The organism is Caballeronia glathei, assembly GCF_000698595.1.
Classification (GTDB): domain Bacteria; phylum Pseudomonadota; class Gammaproteobacteria; order Burkholderiales; family Burkholderiaceae; genus Caballeronia; species Caballeronia glathei.
Genome location: NZ_JFHC01000007.1, coordinates 17,045 through 31,499 on the forward strand (window position 1 = coordinate 17,045; position 14,455 = coordinate 31,499).

Sequence of the window (14,455 nt, forward strand, 5' to 3'; positions counted from 1 at the left end):
TGTCCGCTACGCCGCGCGCAAGCCGATGGCCTCGCGCAGCGTGTCCGAGGGTCTCGCGCCGAACAGTTTCCTGTAGTCGGACGAAAACTGGCTCAGATGCCAGAAGCCCCAGGCGGCGGCGACGTCCTGGACACAGACGGCATCGCCCGCCGACGCTTCGCGCAGGGCGCGCCGCACGCCGTTCAGCCGGATCGCGCGCAGATACGCGACGGGCGTCATGCCGTAAATCTCCTGGAAGCAGTACTGCAGCATCCGGCGGCTCACACGCAGGTGCGTGCACAGCTCGGGCACGGCGACCGGCCGGTCGCGATGCTCGAGCACATAGGCGCGCGCCGCTTCGACGATCCACTTGCGATGCGGCTTCGACGCGAGCGGCGCGGCCTGCGCGTGATCCGTCATGCACAGGTCGAAGAGCGATGCGAGTATCTGCGACTGAAGGTTCTCACGCGCGGCCGGTGAGAGCGGCGCGATCGACGAGGGCGCATCGGAGAGAATCGCGTCGAGCGCGTTGCACAGGCGCGCCTTGCGTGCCTTCCCGACGCAGAGGGTTTCCTGAGCGAACAGGCTTTGCGCGGTGCCCATGTGCTCGACTTCCGACGCATGGCGCAGCAGCACCGAGCGTTTGACGACGATGCCAAAGATGCGGTATCGCGCCGGCGTGACGAGTTCGAATTCGACGCTGCCGGGCTTGAACGCGAGCGAGTCCGGTGCGATGGTGCGCGCGCCGATCCTGCCGCATGCGTCGTCGCCGGCGGGGATGCCGAACCAGTACGAGTCGGGGCGCACTTCGCAGGTCTGCCGGAGCGCGTGGCTCGTGCTTTCCGCGAACAGATGCAGGTGGTCGAGGCACAGCTCGGTGAGCGCGCCTTCGAAGCGGCCGGGCGTTAGCTGGTCGTATTCCTGCGTCCAGCCGGCGATTGCGCGCGCCTGGTCGTCGGCGTCGTGCGCGAGATGGCGTTCGACGCAAAACGGGCCGCTCCATGCGGTGTCCTGCGCGTTCGGATCGGCAAGTTGAGTCATGGCGCGAACAGGTCGTTAAGAGGACGTGAGCGGGACGTGAACAGGCGGGCAGACGCGCGATGCGCCGACTATAGCGCGCCAAAATATTCCGCCGAAGCGATGCAAGGCGCATGCCGGGCGCGGTGCGGCCGTGCCCGGGAGCCGATCGCCGCACTGTTGCGCGCCCCGGCGTGCCGTTTCGATGCATCCCTTCACACCGGAGTGTCCAGAAACGCTACACCTGCATCAGCGGGGTGCATCGGCTGCACGGTAAGCGGCCCCTGAACGTGCGGACGGTGTTAAATTCGTCCCGGAGACATTCGATCGACGGCAGGGCGCACAGCGACCCTCACGCGGCGAATCACACAAGGAGGAGGCGATGCAGCGGCATGCAGTCTGCCATGCGGTCGAGCGGCAGGACCAACAAGACGTCGAAAGGCACGCCGGGCGCGGGTTGTCCGAGGTCATCAGCAATTCGCACGCGCGCTCGGCCACATTCGGCCTGAGCGTCACGATGCGTCCCGACTACGGCGTGCTGCCCGCCGCCGATCTCGCGCTGAAACTGGAGCAGAACCGCGCGCTCTTCGTGCACGCGCGGCCCGTGATGGAAACGCTCTACGCGCAGATCGTCAACACGCACAGCATGATCGCGCTGACCGACGCGAGCGGCCTGATCCTGCATTCCCTCGGCGACGACGACTTTCTCGCCCGCGCCGAAAAGGTCGCGCTGCGCGCGGGCGCGGTGTGGAGCGAGGCGCGGCAGGGCACCAACGCGATCGGCACGGCGATCGCCGAACGCGAAGCCACCACCATTCACGGCGACCAGCACTATCTGCGTGCAAATCAGTTTCTCACCTGCTCGAGCGTGCCGATCCTCGATCCGCTCGGCAACCTGAGCGGCGTGCTCGACGTGACCGGCGACAGGCGCAGCTACCATCAGCACACGATGGCGCTCGCGAAGATGTCCGCGCAGATGATCGAGAACCGGCTGATCACGAGCACCTGCACCGAGGCGCTGCGCATTCATTTCCACAGCCGGCCCGAATTCATCGGCACGCTGATGGAAGGGATCGCGGCTTTCTCTCTCGACGGACGCCTGCTTTGCGCGAACCGCAGCGCGCAGTTCCAGCTTGGCCTCGCGCTCGGCGATCTGCGCGCGCAGACACTCGAGTCGCTCTTCGGCGCGTCGGTCGACGAAATGATCGCGCGCCTGGCCGCGAAGCCGCTCGCGCTCGGATTGCACAGCGGCGTCGCCGTCTTTGCGAACGTCGAGTGTCCGCTGCGCGCGCCGGCGCCTTCGCCCGGCATGCGCGAGACAGCCGCGTCGAACCTGCGCGATCTGTCGACGGGCGACCCGCAGTTCGCCGCCGCGATCGAGCGCGTGCGCAGGGTGATCGGCAAGAACATCCCGGTTCTGATCGGCGGCGAAACGGGCACGGGCAAGGACGTGCTCGCGAATGCGATCCATCGCGATTCGCCGCGCCATGCTGGGCCGTTCGTCGCGGTAAATTGCGCGTCGCTGCCGGAGACGCTGATCGAAGCGGAACTCTTCGGCTATACGGAAGGCGCGTTCACCGGCGCGGCGAAGCGCGGCGCGCCGGGCAAGATCGCGCAGGCGAACGGCGGCACGCTGTTCCTCGACGAAATCGGCGACATGCCGTTCCCGCTGCAAAGCCGCCTTCTGCGCGTGCTGCAGGAGCGCGTCGTGCAGCCGCTCGGCGGCGCGCGTCCGATTCCGGTCGACTTCGCGCTCGTCTGCGCGAGCAACCGCAACCTGCGGGAACGGGTGGAGCAGGGCGCGTTTCGCGAGGACCTCTATTACCGCATCAACGGCCTTGTCGTGACGCTGCCGCCGCTGCGCGAGCGGACCGACCTCGCGGTGGTCGTCGACAGGATTCTGCGCAGCGAGCGTTTCGCGGGCCGCGTCGTCGGCGTCGCGGACGAAGTGCTTGCGCTCTTTGCGCGGCATCGCTGGCCGGGCAATTTTCGTCAGCTGAGCAACGTGCTGCGCACGGCATCGGCCATGCTCGACGACCACGAATCGCAGATCCGCATCGCGCATCTGCCGCAGGATTTCCTCGACGAACCCGTGCCCCGCGAGGCAGGCGCGATCAGGGGCACGCGCCTCGACGACATCGCCGCGTCCGCGGTCGCCGCGGCGCTCGAAGCGCATGACGGCAACGTCTCCGCGGCGGCGCGCGCGCTCGGCGTGTCGCGCACGACCGTCTACCGGAAGATGCGGTCCTAGCGCGATTCGATCGCGCCCGGCCTGGCCGTCGGAACGGGCAGGGCGTCGCTGTGATCCTTCAGTCCGACGCCCGTGAGCTTCAGGCGCCGCGCCTCGTTCAGCAGATAGTGCAGCTTGAACGCGGCGGCGTCGTACGCGAGCCCCTCGGGACGCACGTTCGAAATGCAATTGCGCTCGGCGTCGCTGCGCCCGACTCGCGGCTCATACGTCAGATAGATGCCGAGGCTGTCGGGCGAGCTGAGCCCCGGCCGCTCGCCGATCAGCACGACGACGATCCGCGCCCGTAAAAGCTCACCGATGCCGTCGCCGAGCGCAACGCGCGCCTGCGTCGCGACGACGACCGGGCCAATATTCCAGCCGTCGAGCTTCTTGCGCAGCGTGTCGAGAAAGGGCACCGCGTGGCGGGTGGCCGCATACGCCGACAGCCCGTCGGCGACGACGAACACCACATCCGGCGCGCCGCTCATCGTCGATGCATGCTGTGCGAGCCGCGCCGCGCTTTCGCCGGAGAGCGCGCGGCCGAGGTCGGGCCGGCGCAGATAGTGATCGCGATCCGGCGCGGCGCTGGCGGCATCGAGCGTATCGAAGCCCGCCGCGCGCAGCGCATCGTTCAGCGCGGCCGTGTCGAGCGGCTGATGGACCGCGTCGCGGGCCTGCGCGTGCGAGAGATTGAAGGCGAGAAGCGGTGCGGTCGGCAGGCTGCTGCCCGCGCGCCCGAGCGCGATGCGCGCGTTCGTGAAGCGGCGCAGCGCGTCCCACGGGTTGCGGTCGACCGGCGAGGCGGGCGTGCCGGCCGGGTCGGCCTGCTCCGGAGAGTCGGGCTTGTCGCTCATCACGCGTCCATCCAGTCGAGAAGCGGCTGCGTGGTCTGGCTCAGCAGCGCGCCGCGCATGTCGGTGATGCGCATTGCCTCCAGCCATTCCTCGAACTCCGGCGCGCGCTTGAGGCCGAGCACCTGGCGCACGTACAGCGCGTCGTGGAACGACGTGCTCTGGTAGTTGAGCATGATGTCGTCGGCGCCGGGAATGCCCATGATGAAGTTGACGTTGGCCGCGCCGAGCAGCGTGAGCAGGGTGTCCATGTCGTCCTGGTCGGCCTGCGCGTGATTCGTGTAGCAGATGTCGCAGCCCATCGGCACGCCGAGCAGCTTGCCGCAGAAGTGGTCTTCGAGACCCGCGCGGATGATCTGCTTGCCGTCGTACAGATACTCCGGGCCGATGAAGCCGACCACCGTGTTCGTGAGGAGCGGCTCGAACTTGCGCGCGACCGCGTATGCGCGCACTTCGCAGGTCTGCTGGTCGACGCCGTGATGCGCGTTCGCCGACAGCGCGCTGCCCTGTCCGGTTTCGAAGTACATCAGGTTGTCGCCGACCGTCCCGCGCCTGAGCGACAGCCCCGCCTCGTGCGCCTCGCGAAGCAGCGCAAGCGACACGCCGAAGCTCTCGTTTGCCTTCTGCGTTCCGGCAATCGACTGGAACACGAGATCGACAGGCGCGCCTTTTTCGATCGCGGCGATGGTGCTGGTCACGTGCGTGAGCACGCACGACTGCGTGGGCACGTTGTAGCGCTGGCGGAACTCGTCGATCATCACGAGGAGCGCGGTGATCGCGTTCAGTGAATCCGACGCGGGGTTGATGCCGATCACCGCGTCGCCGCAGCCGTACATCAGGCCGTCGAGCATCGAGGCGGCGATGCCCTTGGCGTCGTCGGTGGGGTGGTTCGGCTGCAGCCGCACGGACAGGCGCCCGGGCAAGCCGATCGTGTTGCGAAAGCGTGTGACGACGGGGCGCTTCTTTGCGGCGAGGATCAGGTCCTGATTGCGCATCAGCTTCGAGACGGCGGCGACCATTTCCGGCGTGAGGCCCGCCGTCACGCGGATGAGCGCATCGGGGTCCGTGGTGTCGGCGAGCAGCCAGTTGCGCAGTTCGCCCACGGTCAGATGCGAGATTTCCGCGAAGGCCTCGGGCGAGTGATCGTCGATGATGAGCCGCGTCACCTCGTCTTCCTCATAGGGAATCAGGGCTTCGTTCAGGAACGTGCGTAACGGTACCTGTGCTAGCGCCATCTTCGCCGCGACGCGCTCTTCTTCCGTTGCGGCGCACACGCCCGCCAGCTGGTCGCCGGAGCGCAGCGGGCTCGCCTTCGCCAGCAGCGCTTTCAAGTCGCCGAAGCGGTAGGTGCGGGCGCCGATCGTCTCGGTGTAACTCATCGTGGCTCCTGTTTTTTTGCTCCCCTGCATGGGGGCATTTTGCGCTGTTTTTCTTTCATGTACGAGGGGGCGCTGGCGCTTGGACTGGTGATGTCGCTGGCGCTTGGACGGGGGTTGGTCGTGTTGTGTTTACACCGTCTGATGCGCTTGTGCTCCTATGAAACTTGTTTTGCTATTGGTTTATTAGCTTCGCCCCTGTGCGGGGCGGCAGTCACTTTCTTTGCTGCTGCAAAGAAAGTAACCAAAGAAAGCAGCTATGGGGTCAGCGGTGTTAGGACGTGACCACGTTCGAGTCATTCGGAGTGGCCCGACCGTGGGAGTGTCCATCTCGGTTCGTTGAGCGGATAGGTACGCGGACCCACTGCGCTCTCGCGCCTTCAAACGGAGTGGTAAGGCAGTCATCCATCCGCCCTCGCTTCGCTCCGACGCAAGGCCGCAATACGGTCCAGTGCTTCACTCATGCTCACACGCACCCACACGCTTGTACTGCACACGCTTAATGCCGCTGCCGCAGCGCCTTTATGCGACTACGCTCGCTTGCACCTTTGCAAACCATGCGTCGGGCACGCAGTGCCGAGACGGATGAATGACTGCTTTACCACTCCGTTCAAAGGCGCGATGAAGCAGTGGGTCCGCGTACCTATCCGCTCAACATACCGGGGTGGACGCTCCCACGGTCGGGCCACTCTGAATGACTCGAACGTGGTCACGTCCTAACACCGCTGCGTCCATAGCTGCTTTCTTTGGTTACTTTCTTTGCAGCAGCAAAGAAAGTGACTGCCGCCCCGCACAGGGGCGAAGCTTATAAACCAATATCAAAACAAGTTTCATAGAAGCGCAAGCGCATCAGACGGTGTAGTCACAACACGACCAACCCCCGTCCAAGCGCCAGCGACACCACCAGCCCAAGCGCCAGCGGCTCAATCTTCGAGCAATGCATCGGCCGGTGCGATTTCACGCTGATGCCGCGTCGAAAGGAAGTACAGATAGCCGAGCACGAGAAACCCCGCAAACACCACCGCAACGAGGAAGTTGAACCAGACCATGGTCGCGAGGCACACGACGGCCGCGCCGAGCGCGAACGCGGGAAAGATCGGGAAAAGAGGCGCCCTGTACGGCCGCTCCATGTTCGGCTCGCTCTTGCGCAGCTTGAAGAGGGCCATCATGCTGATGATGTACATCACGATCGCGCCGAACACCGACATCGTCACGATGTTCGCCGTCAGCGTCTGCCCGCCGAACTGGATGAGGTTGTCGCTGTAGATCGCCGCGATGCCGATCACGCCGCCCGCAATGATCGCGCGATGCGGCGTCTTGAAGCGCGGATGCACCTTCGCAAGGAACTCGGGCAGATAGCCCGCGCGCGCAAGCGCGAAGATCTGCCGCGAGTAGCCGAGGATGATGCCGTGAAACGACGCCACGAGCCCGAAAAGCCCGAGCCACACGAGCATGTGCAGCCAGCCGCTGTTGTCGCCGACAATGTATTTCATCGCCTGCGGGAGCGGGTCGTTGATGTTGGCGAGCTTGGTCCAGTCGCCGGCCGCGCCCGCGAACACCATCACGCCGATCGCGAGCAGCACGAGCGTGATGATGCCCGCGACATAGGCGATCGGAATCGAGCGCTTCGGGTTCTTCGCTTCCTCGGCCGCCATCGCGACGCCTTCGATTGCGAGGAAGAACCAGATTGCGAACGGGATCGCCGCGAACATGCCGGAAAACGAGCCGAGCGAGAACGTGTCCGCACCCGACCAGCCGCCCTTCGCGAAGTTCGACCACTGGAAGCCCGGCGACACCACGCCCATGAACACGAGCAGCTCGAAGATCGCGAACAGCGTCACGACCAGCTCGAAGGTCGCCGCAATCTGCACGCCGACGATGTTGAGCGCCATGAAGACGAGATACGCGCCCATCGCCGCGTGCTTCGGGTCGAGGCCGGGAAACTGCACGTGCAGATAGGCGCCGATCGCAAGCGAGATCGCGGGCGGCGCGAACACGAATTCGACGAGCGTCGCCGCCCCCGCGAGGTAGCCGCCGACCGGGCCGAACGCGTGCCGCGCATACGCGAACGGGCCGCCCGCGTGGGGAATCGACGTGGTGAGTTCGGTGAAGCTGAAGATGAAGGTCGTGTACATCGCCGCGATGAAGAGCGCGGTCACGACGAAGCCGAGCGTGCCGGCACTCGCCCAGCCGTAGCTCCAGCCGAAGTATTCGCCGGAGATCACGAGACCCACCGCGATGCCCCAGAGCTGCCACGTGCCGAGCGTCTGCTTCAGTTCGTGATGCGTGACGACGCCCGCATGCTGATTCTTCGATTCGGTGCTCATTGGGAACGCTCCCTGAGTGAAACGGCGTGAATGAGGCGAGGAGGGGATGCCGTAGCGGCAGCCCGAATCCGCAATGTAGTGAGCCAAAAATGCCGGGCGTTATCAAAATTCGGCACGAATTGGCGTGTTTTGGCGGCGATTTGGAAGGCTTTGTGTAAGGTTGGCGGGGCGTGCCGGGATCGAACCGGCGGCCCCATGCGATAATTCCGCCCTTCCCAACCGCCGTATTCGCGTCGTCACTTTGAAAAATCTGCTCGCAAACCTGGACCGGCTGGCCGATTTCGATGAGATCGTCGACGTCCGCACACCGCTCGAATTCGCGGAGGACCACATTCCGGGCGCGATCAACGCGCCGGTGCTCAGCAACGAGGAGCGCGTGATCGTCGGCACGATGTACAAGCAGGTCTCGCCGTTCGAGGCGACCCGCGTCGGCGCGGCGATGGTCGCGCGCAACATCGCGAACCATCTCGACACCACGTTCGCCGGCCGCCCGCGGAACTGGCGGCCGCTCATCTATTGCTGGCGCGGCGGCAAGCGCTCCGGCTCGATGACGACGTGGTTCAACCTGATCGGCTGGCAGGCGCGTCAGCTCGAAGGCGGCTACAAGACGTACCGGCGCGCGACTCTCGACACGCTCGGGGCGCTGCCCGCGCAGTTCGGCTACATCGTGCTCGTCGGGCATACGGGCAGCGGCAAGACACGTCTTCTGCAGGCGCTGCGGCAGGCGGGCGCGCAGGTGCTCGATCTCGAGGCGCTTGCGAGGCATCGCGGGTCGCTGCTCGGCGCGCTGCCGGGCGAGCCGCAGCCGTCGCAAAAGAGCTTCGACTCGGCGCTCGTCGGCGTGCTGCGCGGCTTAGACCGGGCGCGGCCGGTGTTCGTCGAGGCGGAAAGCCGGCGCATCGGCGCGATCACGCTGCCCGAGTCGCTCATCGCCACGTTTCACCAGGGCGCGTGTGTCGAGGTGGAGGCGCACCACGACGACCGCATCGCGTTTCTGCTGCAGGACTACGGCCATCTCTTCGAAGCGCCGGCGTTCTTCAAGGAGCAACTGGCGAAGCTCGTCGGGCTGCACAGCCGCGAGCGCGTGACGCACTGGCAGCGTCTGATCGACGAGCGCGCGCGCGCCGAACTCTTTGCGGAACTGATCGACCTGCACTACGATCCCGCGTACGCGCGCAGCAGCGGCGCGCATTTCAGCCAGCTCGGCCACGCCACGCATTTCATGTTTCGTCCGAACGATGCCGACAGCGTCGAGCAGGCGAGGGCGCTGATCGCGAGGCTCGGCGAAACGGCCATCGCACTGACCTGATTTTCCGACAACAACAAACCCGCTTCGAACACACCATGCACACACTTCGACAACCGCGCGTAGCGCTCGGATGGGTGACGTTTCTCCTGATTGCCGTCGTCGGCCTCTTCTATGTGAAGTGGTTTCCGTACTACAACCGCGCGTTCGTCGCGGCGAGCCAGCATTCGATCGGCAAGTCGATCCTGATGGGCACCGCCGCAAGCGCGCCGGCCCCGTCGCTGCAGGCCGCGCTCGACTACGCGCTCGCCTATGGCCGTGCGATCTGGCAGGCGATGGTGCTCGGCCTGCTGCTCGGCTCGGCCGTGCAGGCGCTGATCCCGCCGCAGTGGGTGGCGCGCGCGCTCGGACGCAACGACTTCGGCAGCGTGGTGACCGGCGGGCTGATGTCGCTGCCGGGCATGATGTGCACGTGCTGCGCGGCGCCGGTCGTGGCGGGCCTGCGGGCGCGGCACGCGGCGCCCGGTGCGGCGGTTGCGTTCTGGCTCGGCAACACCGTGCTCAATCCGGCGGCGCTGGTTTTCATGGGCTTCGTGCTCGGCTGGCAATGGACCGGACTGCGCTTCGCGCTCGGCTTGCTGATGGTGTTCGGGCTCGGCTATGTCGTGAACCGGATGGTGACGCCGACAGAGGCGCAGGCGTCGCGCGATGCGCTCGGCAAGCTGCTCGAGCGCGAGGAGCCGGGCAACGCGTTCGCGCGCTGGATCAGGATCCTCGGACGCATGACGCTGCGCCTCGTGCCCGAATACATCGTGCTCGTGCTGCTGCTCGGCGCCGCGCGCGCGTGGCTCTTCCCGCACATCAGCCCGGATATCGACAACAGCATCTGGTGGATCGTCGGTTTCGCGGTGGCGGGCATGCTGTTCGTCATCCCGACCGCCGGCGAAGTGCCGATCATCCAGGCGATGCTGTCGCTCGGCATGGCGGCGGGCCCGGCAGCGGCGCTCCTGATGACGCTGCCGCCGATCAGCGTGCCGTCGCTCGTGATGCTGGGACGGTCGTTTCCGGCGCGCGTGCTGGCGCTCGTGTCGGCGGCGGTGGTGGGGTTCGGGATCGTGAGCGGGATGCTGGCGGTGACGCTGGGCTTCTGAGCCTCATCCTTCGGACATCAACCCGAACCGCCACGAAAGCCGCCGCGTGGAAAGAAGCAACTGCTGCGCGAGGTCGCCGCGCGGATCGCTGTCGAATCCTCCCGCCGACCCGATCAGCGCCAGCACGAGGCACACGTTGCCCGTGTGGTCGAACACCGGTGCGGCGAGCGTGTGAATCCCGGGCACGGGCGCACCCAGCGCGGTATCGATGCCCTGTGCCCTGATCGCCGCGAGCCGCGCCCGATAGTCCTCGTCGCGCGCATCCCCATCGCGCCCGTGCGATGCGGCCTGAACCCCGGCCAGCCGGATCGCGTCCTGCTGCAGCAGCCCGGCGAGCACGTCGCCGGCAAGATGCGCGGCGAACACGCGGCCGATCGCCGTATTCACGAGCGACATCACCGTCCCGATGCGCAGGCTCACGTGCTGCGGCCGGGCCGATTCCTCCAGCCTCACGACGGTCGGCCCGAGCGGTCCGAGCGCCGCTGCCGCGACGCTCATCCCCGTGTTCGTCGCGAGTGCCGCGATTTCGGGCTCGGCGTCGCGGATCGGCGAAAGGCGCTGCAGCGCGATCAGCCCCAGTTCGAGCGAAAGCGGGCCGGCCCCGAAGAGGCCGGCGTCGTCGCGGGCCATGAGGCCGATCTTCACGAGACTCACGAGATGCGGAAACGCCTTCGCCGCCGGCATGTCCGCGGCGGCCGCCAGATCGCGCAAGGATAGCGGCCGTCCCGCGGAAACGAGCGCGAGCAGCAGTTCGCCGGTGTTGTCGAGTGCGTTGATGCCGCGCTGCGGGCGGATGTCGTCGGTCATCGGAGAAGCCATGGGTCAGAGGAGGTCGGTGACGGTGCGGGCCGTCGCAAGGAGCGCGTTCGCGACGGGCCCGTCCCAGCCGACGTCGATCGAGCCCGACGAGCCGATCGCCGTCAGCGCGAGCTGCATGCGCTGCGCGCCATCGAACACCGGCACGCTCATGCTGCTGATGCCGGGGCTCGGCGCATCGACGCTGCGCTCGATCCCGCGCGCCCGGATTTCCGCGAGGCGCGCTTCGAGATCCGAGCCGGGCGGCGCAGCGTCGTCCTGGTGGGCGAGCATCGCGGCGACGCGCCGCGGGTCATCGAACGCGCGAAAGACGCGCCCCGTCGCCGTGGCCGACAGCGACATCACCGTCCCCACGTGCAGGTTCACGTGCAGGGCAAACCCGCCGCGCTCGTAGCGCACGATGGTCGGCCCCTGCGGCCCGGCGACGCACATCGCGACACTCGCCCCGATCGATTCCGCGAGCGCCACCACATGCGGCACGGCCACGCGGTACGCCGGCTGCTGTTCGAGCTGCAGCAGGCCGAGCCGCAGCGACAGCGGGCCGGGCTCGTAATTGCCGGTGAGTGCGTCGCGCTTGACGAGCCCGAGCCGCGTCAAACTCACGAGATAGGTATGCGCCTGCGCTGTGGAAAGCTGCGCGGCGTCGGCGAGGGCGCTGAGCGCGAGCGGCCCGCGCTGGCGCGCGAGCGCATCGAGCAGCCGCCCGCCCACTTCGACGCTCTGAATTCCGCGCTGCTTCCGGTCCGCCTTTTCTTCCTTGTCGCCCTCGTCGGCCCCTTTTTCGGCCGCATCCGGCTGCGCGTCGCGCTTCATCAAGAGAAAACCCCGCTGTTGGCAAATGTCCGCGAAAGGAAGATGGTAGCTGACGCGGGGCTCCGAAGCGCTCTCCGCGGGATCCCCGGCGTTTACCCGTAATTTGCGTATAACAAGCAGACTTGCTGTTGACAAATATCATGGCGACGCCGATGATGGCTCCACTCCCCCAAAGAACTCTGCAAGCGCGACGAATATGGCAAAGGCATTTGCATCCCAGGCCGACCTGGAAGAGAAGAAAGTCACCTTCACGCAGCTTTCCGAGAATGCCTGGGCCTATACGGCCGAAGGCGATCCGAATTCGGGCGTGATCATCGGCGACGACAGCGTGCTGATCGTCGACACCACGGCCACGCCCGCGATGGCGCAGGACCTGATCGCGAAGATCCGCAGCGTCACCGACAAGCCGATCAAGCACGTCGTGCTCTCGCACTACCACGCAGTGCGGGTGCTGGGCGCGTCGGCGTATTTCGAGGAAGGCGCCGAGCAGGTGATCGCGAGCCGCGGCACGTACGAAATGATCGTCGAGCGCGGCGAGCAGGACATGAAGTCGGAGATCGAGCGCTTTCCGCGGCTTTTCGCCGGCGTCGAGACGGTGCCGGGCCTCACCTGGCCGACGCTCGTGTTCGAAAAGGAGATCACGCTGTGGCTCGGCAAGCTCGAAGTGCGCATCGCGCATCTGGGCGCGGGGCACACGAAGGGCGACACGATCGTCTGGCTGCCGTCGCAGAAGGTGCTGTTCTCGGGCGATCTCGTCGAGTACGACGCAGCCTGCTATTGCGGCGACGCACAGCTCGAGCAATGGCCCGCGACGCTCGAGGCGCTGCGCGCGCTGAACCCCGAAAAGCTCGTGCCGGGGCGCGGTCCGGCGCTGCTGTCGCCAGCTGAAGTGAACCAGGGCATCGACTACACGAAGGACTTCGTCACGACGCTGCTCGCGGCGGGCCGCGACGCCGTCACGGAAAAGCTCGACCTGAAGGGCGCGATGGCGCTCACGCGCAAAACGATGGACCCGAAGTTCGGGCACGTCTTCATCTACGAGCACTGCCTGCCGTTCGACGTCTCGCGCGCGTTCGACGAAGCGAGCGGCATCGCGCACCCGCGCATCTGGACCGCCCAGCGCGACAAGGACATGTGGTCCGCGCTGCAGGACTGAGCGTACATCCCCAGGGAAGGGGCGGCGCGGCCGCCCGCTTCCCGTCTTCGACGAACGGCGCGCAAGACGCCGATCCCCATCTGTATCGGAGTGAGACATGACGAAGTCGATCAGTTCGGCGGCGGTCCCCGTGACCACCGCCGCGAGCGAGGACGACCTGCTGCTGCGCAAGGTCGCGTGGCGCATCATTCCTTTTCTGTTTGTTTGTTACGTGGTGTCGTTCCTCGACCGGATCAACATCGGCTTCGCGCAGTTGCAGATGAAGCACGATCTCGGCTTCAGCGACGCGATGTACGGCCTGGGCGCCGCCGTCTTCTACATCGGCTATGTGCTCTGCGAAGTGCCGAGCAACCTGCTGCTCGCAAAATACGGCGCGCGCCGCACCTTCACGCGGATCATGCTGCTGTGGGGGCTCGCGTCGGTCGGCATGATGTTCGTGTCGAGCCCGGCTCACTTCTACCTGCTGCGCTTTCTGCTCGGCGTGTTCGAAGCGGGCTTCTTCCCCGGCATCGTGCTGTACCTGACGTTCTGGTTCCCGGCCAACCGGCGTGCGGCGGTGCTGTCGGTGTTCTTTGCGGGCGTCGCGGTGGCGGGCGTGTTCCGCGGACTCGTCTCCGGCTGGATCATGCGCGACATGAGCGGCGTGATGGGGCTCTTCGGCTGGCAGTGGATGTTCGCGATCGAAGGCGCGCCCGCCGTGCTGCTTGCAGTCTTCGCGCTCTACTATCTCGTTGATTCGCCGCGCCACGCGAAATGGCTGACGCCGCTGGAGCGCGACCGTTTCGAGACGCTCTGCGCCGAGGGCCGCGCGAAGGAGAGCGCACACGACTCGAGCGCACTCGTCGCAGCGCTGCGCAATCCGCGGGTGTACCTGTTCGCGTTCGTCTACTTTTCGCTGACGTGCGCGTCGCTCACGCTGAGCTTCTGGATGCCGCTCATGATCCGCGACTTCGGCATCAAGGATGTCGTGTCGGTGAGCCTCTACTCGGTCGTGCCCAACGCGATCGGCGCGGTGGGCCTCGTCCTGATCGCGCGCCATTCGGATCGTGTGAGGGAGCGCCGCAAGCACTTCGCGTTCTGCACGATCGGCGGGGCCATCGCGCTCGCGGCGCTCACGCTGCATCTGCCGAGCTTTCCCGCCATGCTCGCGATCCTCTCGGTCGCCGCCGTGCTGATCTTTGCCGCGCTCCCGATCTTCTGGTCGGTGCCGCCGGGCTACCTGTCGGGCAAGACGGCTGCTGCGGGCATCGCGTTCATCAGCAGCATCGGGATCACGAGCGGGATCGTGAGCCCGTGGGTGATCGGGCAGATCCGCACGACGACGGGCAGCATGGATCTCGCCGTCTATCTGCTCGCGGGGCTGCTGCTCCTGAGCGGGCTTGCGCTGATGGCGGGTGTGAAGAAGGAATCGGCGACGGCTTAGTAAGCGCCGGCAGATCGACGGCGCGTACGAAAAGCCGGATGGGGGATTCGTGTAAGGCAGGCCCGGGCGC

General features: G+C 66.5%; 11 protein-coding genes. 5 read left to right on the forward strand and 6 right to left on the reverse strand.

Annotated features, from left to right (window positions below; genetic code table 11):
• Positions 1-6 precede the first annotated feature (6 nt).
• Positions 7-1,020 carry a helix-turn-helix domain-containing protein gene (locus BG61_RS07125; RefSeq protein ID WP_051672346.1) on the reverse strand — a complete coding sequence of 338 codons (1,014 nt, stop codon included), beginning with the start codon at positions 1,018-1,020 and terminating at the stop codon, positions 7-9.
• A gap of 358 nt (positions 1,021-1,378) precedes the next feature.
• On the opposite strand from BG61_RS07125, the gene BG61_RS07130 reads away from it, so the two are divergent.
• Complete coding sequence (locus BG61_RS07130; RefSeq protein WP_035932424.1) at positions 1,379-3,247, forward strand: sigma-54-dependent Fis family transcriptional regulator; 1,869 nt, start codon at positions 1,379-1,381, stop codon at positions 3,245-3,247.
• On the opposite strand, the gene eutC is transcribed toward BG61_RS07130, so the two are convergent.
• From eutC to eat, 3 genes are all read right to left on the reverse strand, one after another.
• Positions 3,244-4,080: an ethanolamine ammonia-lyase subunit EutC gene (eutC, locus tag BG61_RS07135; protein WP_051672347.1), complete on the reverse strand. Its 837-nt coding sequence runs from the start codon at positions 4,078-4,080 to the stop codon at positions 3,244-3,246. The genes BG61_RS07130 and eutC overlap by 4 nt on opposite strands.
• The gene (locus BG61_RS07140) at positions 4,080-5,456 is read right to left on the reverse strand and encodes an ethanolamine ammonia-lyase subunit EutB (protein ID WP_035932414.1); all 1,377 of its coding nucleotides are present in this window, start codon (positions 5,454-5,456) and stop codon (positions 4,080-4,082) included. Before BG61_RS07140 ends, eutC begins: the two co-directional genes overlap by 1 nt.
• 920 nt (positions 5,457-6,376) lie before the next feature.
• The gene (gene eat / locus BG61_RS07145; protein WP_035932411.1) at positions 6,377-7,780 is read right to left on the reverse strand and encodes an ethanolamine permease; all 1,404 of its coding nucleotides are present in this window, start codon (positions 7,778-7,780) and stop codon (positions 6,377-6,379) included.
• 241 nt (positions 7,781-8,021) lie between these two features.
• Here eat and mnmH point away from each other — a divergent pair, with 241 nt between their 5' ends.
• Positions 8,022-9,089 carry a tRNA 2-selenouridine(34) synthase MnmH gene (gene mnmH, locus BG61_RS07150; protein ID WP_035932404.1) on the forward strand — a complete coding sequence of 356 codons (1,068 nt, stop codon included), beginning with the start codon at positions 8,022-8,024 and terminating at the stop codon, positions 9,087-9,089.
• A gap of 35 nt (positions 9,090-9,124) precedes the next feature.
• Positions 9,125-10,177 (forward strand): permease, encoded by a 1,053-nt coding sequence (locus BG61_RS07155; protein ID WP_035932394.1) that lies wholly within the window; start codon positions 9,125-9,127, stop codon positions 10,175-10,177.
• Positions 10,178-10,180: 3 nt separating this feature from the next.
• On the opposite strand, the gene BG61_RS43880 is transcribed toward BG61_RS07155, so the two are convergent.
• Together BG61_RS43880 and BG61_RS43885 are read right to left on the reverse strand one after the other, a co-directional pair.
• Entirely contained in the window at positions 10,181-10,984 is an 804-nt protein-coding gene (locus BG61_RS43880) for an IclR family transcriptional regulator (RefSeq protein WP_232256169.1), read from the reverse strand.
• A gap of 15 nt (positions 10,985-10,999) precedes the next feature.
• On the reverse strand, positions 11,000-11,806 hold the full coding sequence (locus tag BG61_RS43885; RefSeq protein ID WP_035932380.1) for an IclR family transcriptional regulator: 807 nt from the start codon (positions 11,804-11,806) through the stop codon (positions 11,000-11,002).
• Positions 11,807-12,002: 196 nt separating this feature from the next.
• On the opposite strand from BG61_RS43885, the gene BG61_RS07170 reads away from it, so the two are divergent.
• The gene (locus BG61_RS07170; protein ID WP_035932378.1) at positions 12,003-12,962 is read left to right on the forward strand and encodes an MBL fold metallo-hydrolase; all 960 of its coding nucleotides are present in this window, start codon (positions 12,003-12,005) and stop codon (positions 12,960-12,962) included.
• A gap of 97 nt (positions 12,963-13,059) precedes the next feature.
• Positions 13,060-14,385, forward strand: coding sequence for an MFS transporter (locus tag BG61_RS07175; RefSeq protein ID WP_035932375.1), 1,326 nt, complete (start codon positions 13,060-13,062; stop codon positions 14,383-14,385).
• Positions 14,386-14,455: the final 70 nt, after the last annotated feature.

Excerpts from the sequence above, each read along its gene's own strand:
- BG61_RS07125 (WP_051672346.1), bottom strand. The coding sequence starts at position 1,020 with ATGACTCAACTTGCCGATCCGAACGCGCAGGACACCGCATGGAGCGGC.
- BG61_RS07130 (WP_035932424.1), top strand. The coding sequence starts at position 1,379 with ATGCAGCGGCATGCAGTCTGCCATGCGGTCGAGCGGCAGGACCAACAA.
- eutC (WP_051672347.1), bottom strand. The coding sequence starts at position 4,080 with ATGAGCGACAAGCCCGACTCTCCGGAGCAGGCCGACCCGGCCGGCACG.
- BG61_RS07140 (WP_035932414.1), bottom strand. The coding sequence starts at position 5,456 with ATGAGTTACACCGAGACGATCGGCGCCCGCACCTACCGCTTCGGCGAC.
- eat (WP_035932411.1), bottom strand. The coding sequence starts at position 7,780 with ATGAGCACCGAATCGAAGAATCAGCATGCGGGCGTCGTCACGCATCAC.
- BG61_RS07155 (WP_035932394.1), top strand. The coding sequence starts at position 9,125 with ATGCACACACTTCGACAACCGCGCGTAGCGCTCGGATGGGTGACGTTT.
- BG61_RS43880 (WP_232256169.1), bottom strand. The coding sequence starts at position 10,984 with ATGACCGACGACATCCGCCCGCAGCGCGGCATCAACGCACTCGACAAC.
- BG61_RS43885 (WP_035932380.1), bottom strand. The coding sequence starts at position 11,806 with ATGAAGCGCGACGCGCAGCCGGATGCGGCCGAAAAAGGGGCCGACGAG.
- BG61_RS07170 (WP_035932378.1), top strand. The coding sequence starts at position 12,003 with ATGGCAAAGGCATTTGCATCCCAGGCCGACCTGGAAGAGAAGAAAGTC.
- BG61_RS07175 (WP_035932375.1), top strand. The coding sequence starts at position 13,060 with ATGACGAAGTCGATCAGTTCGGCGGCGGTCCCCGTGACCACCGCCGCG.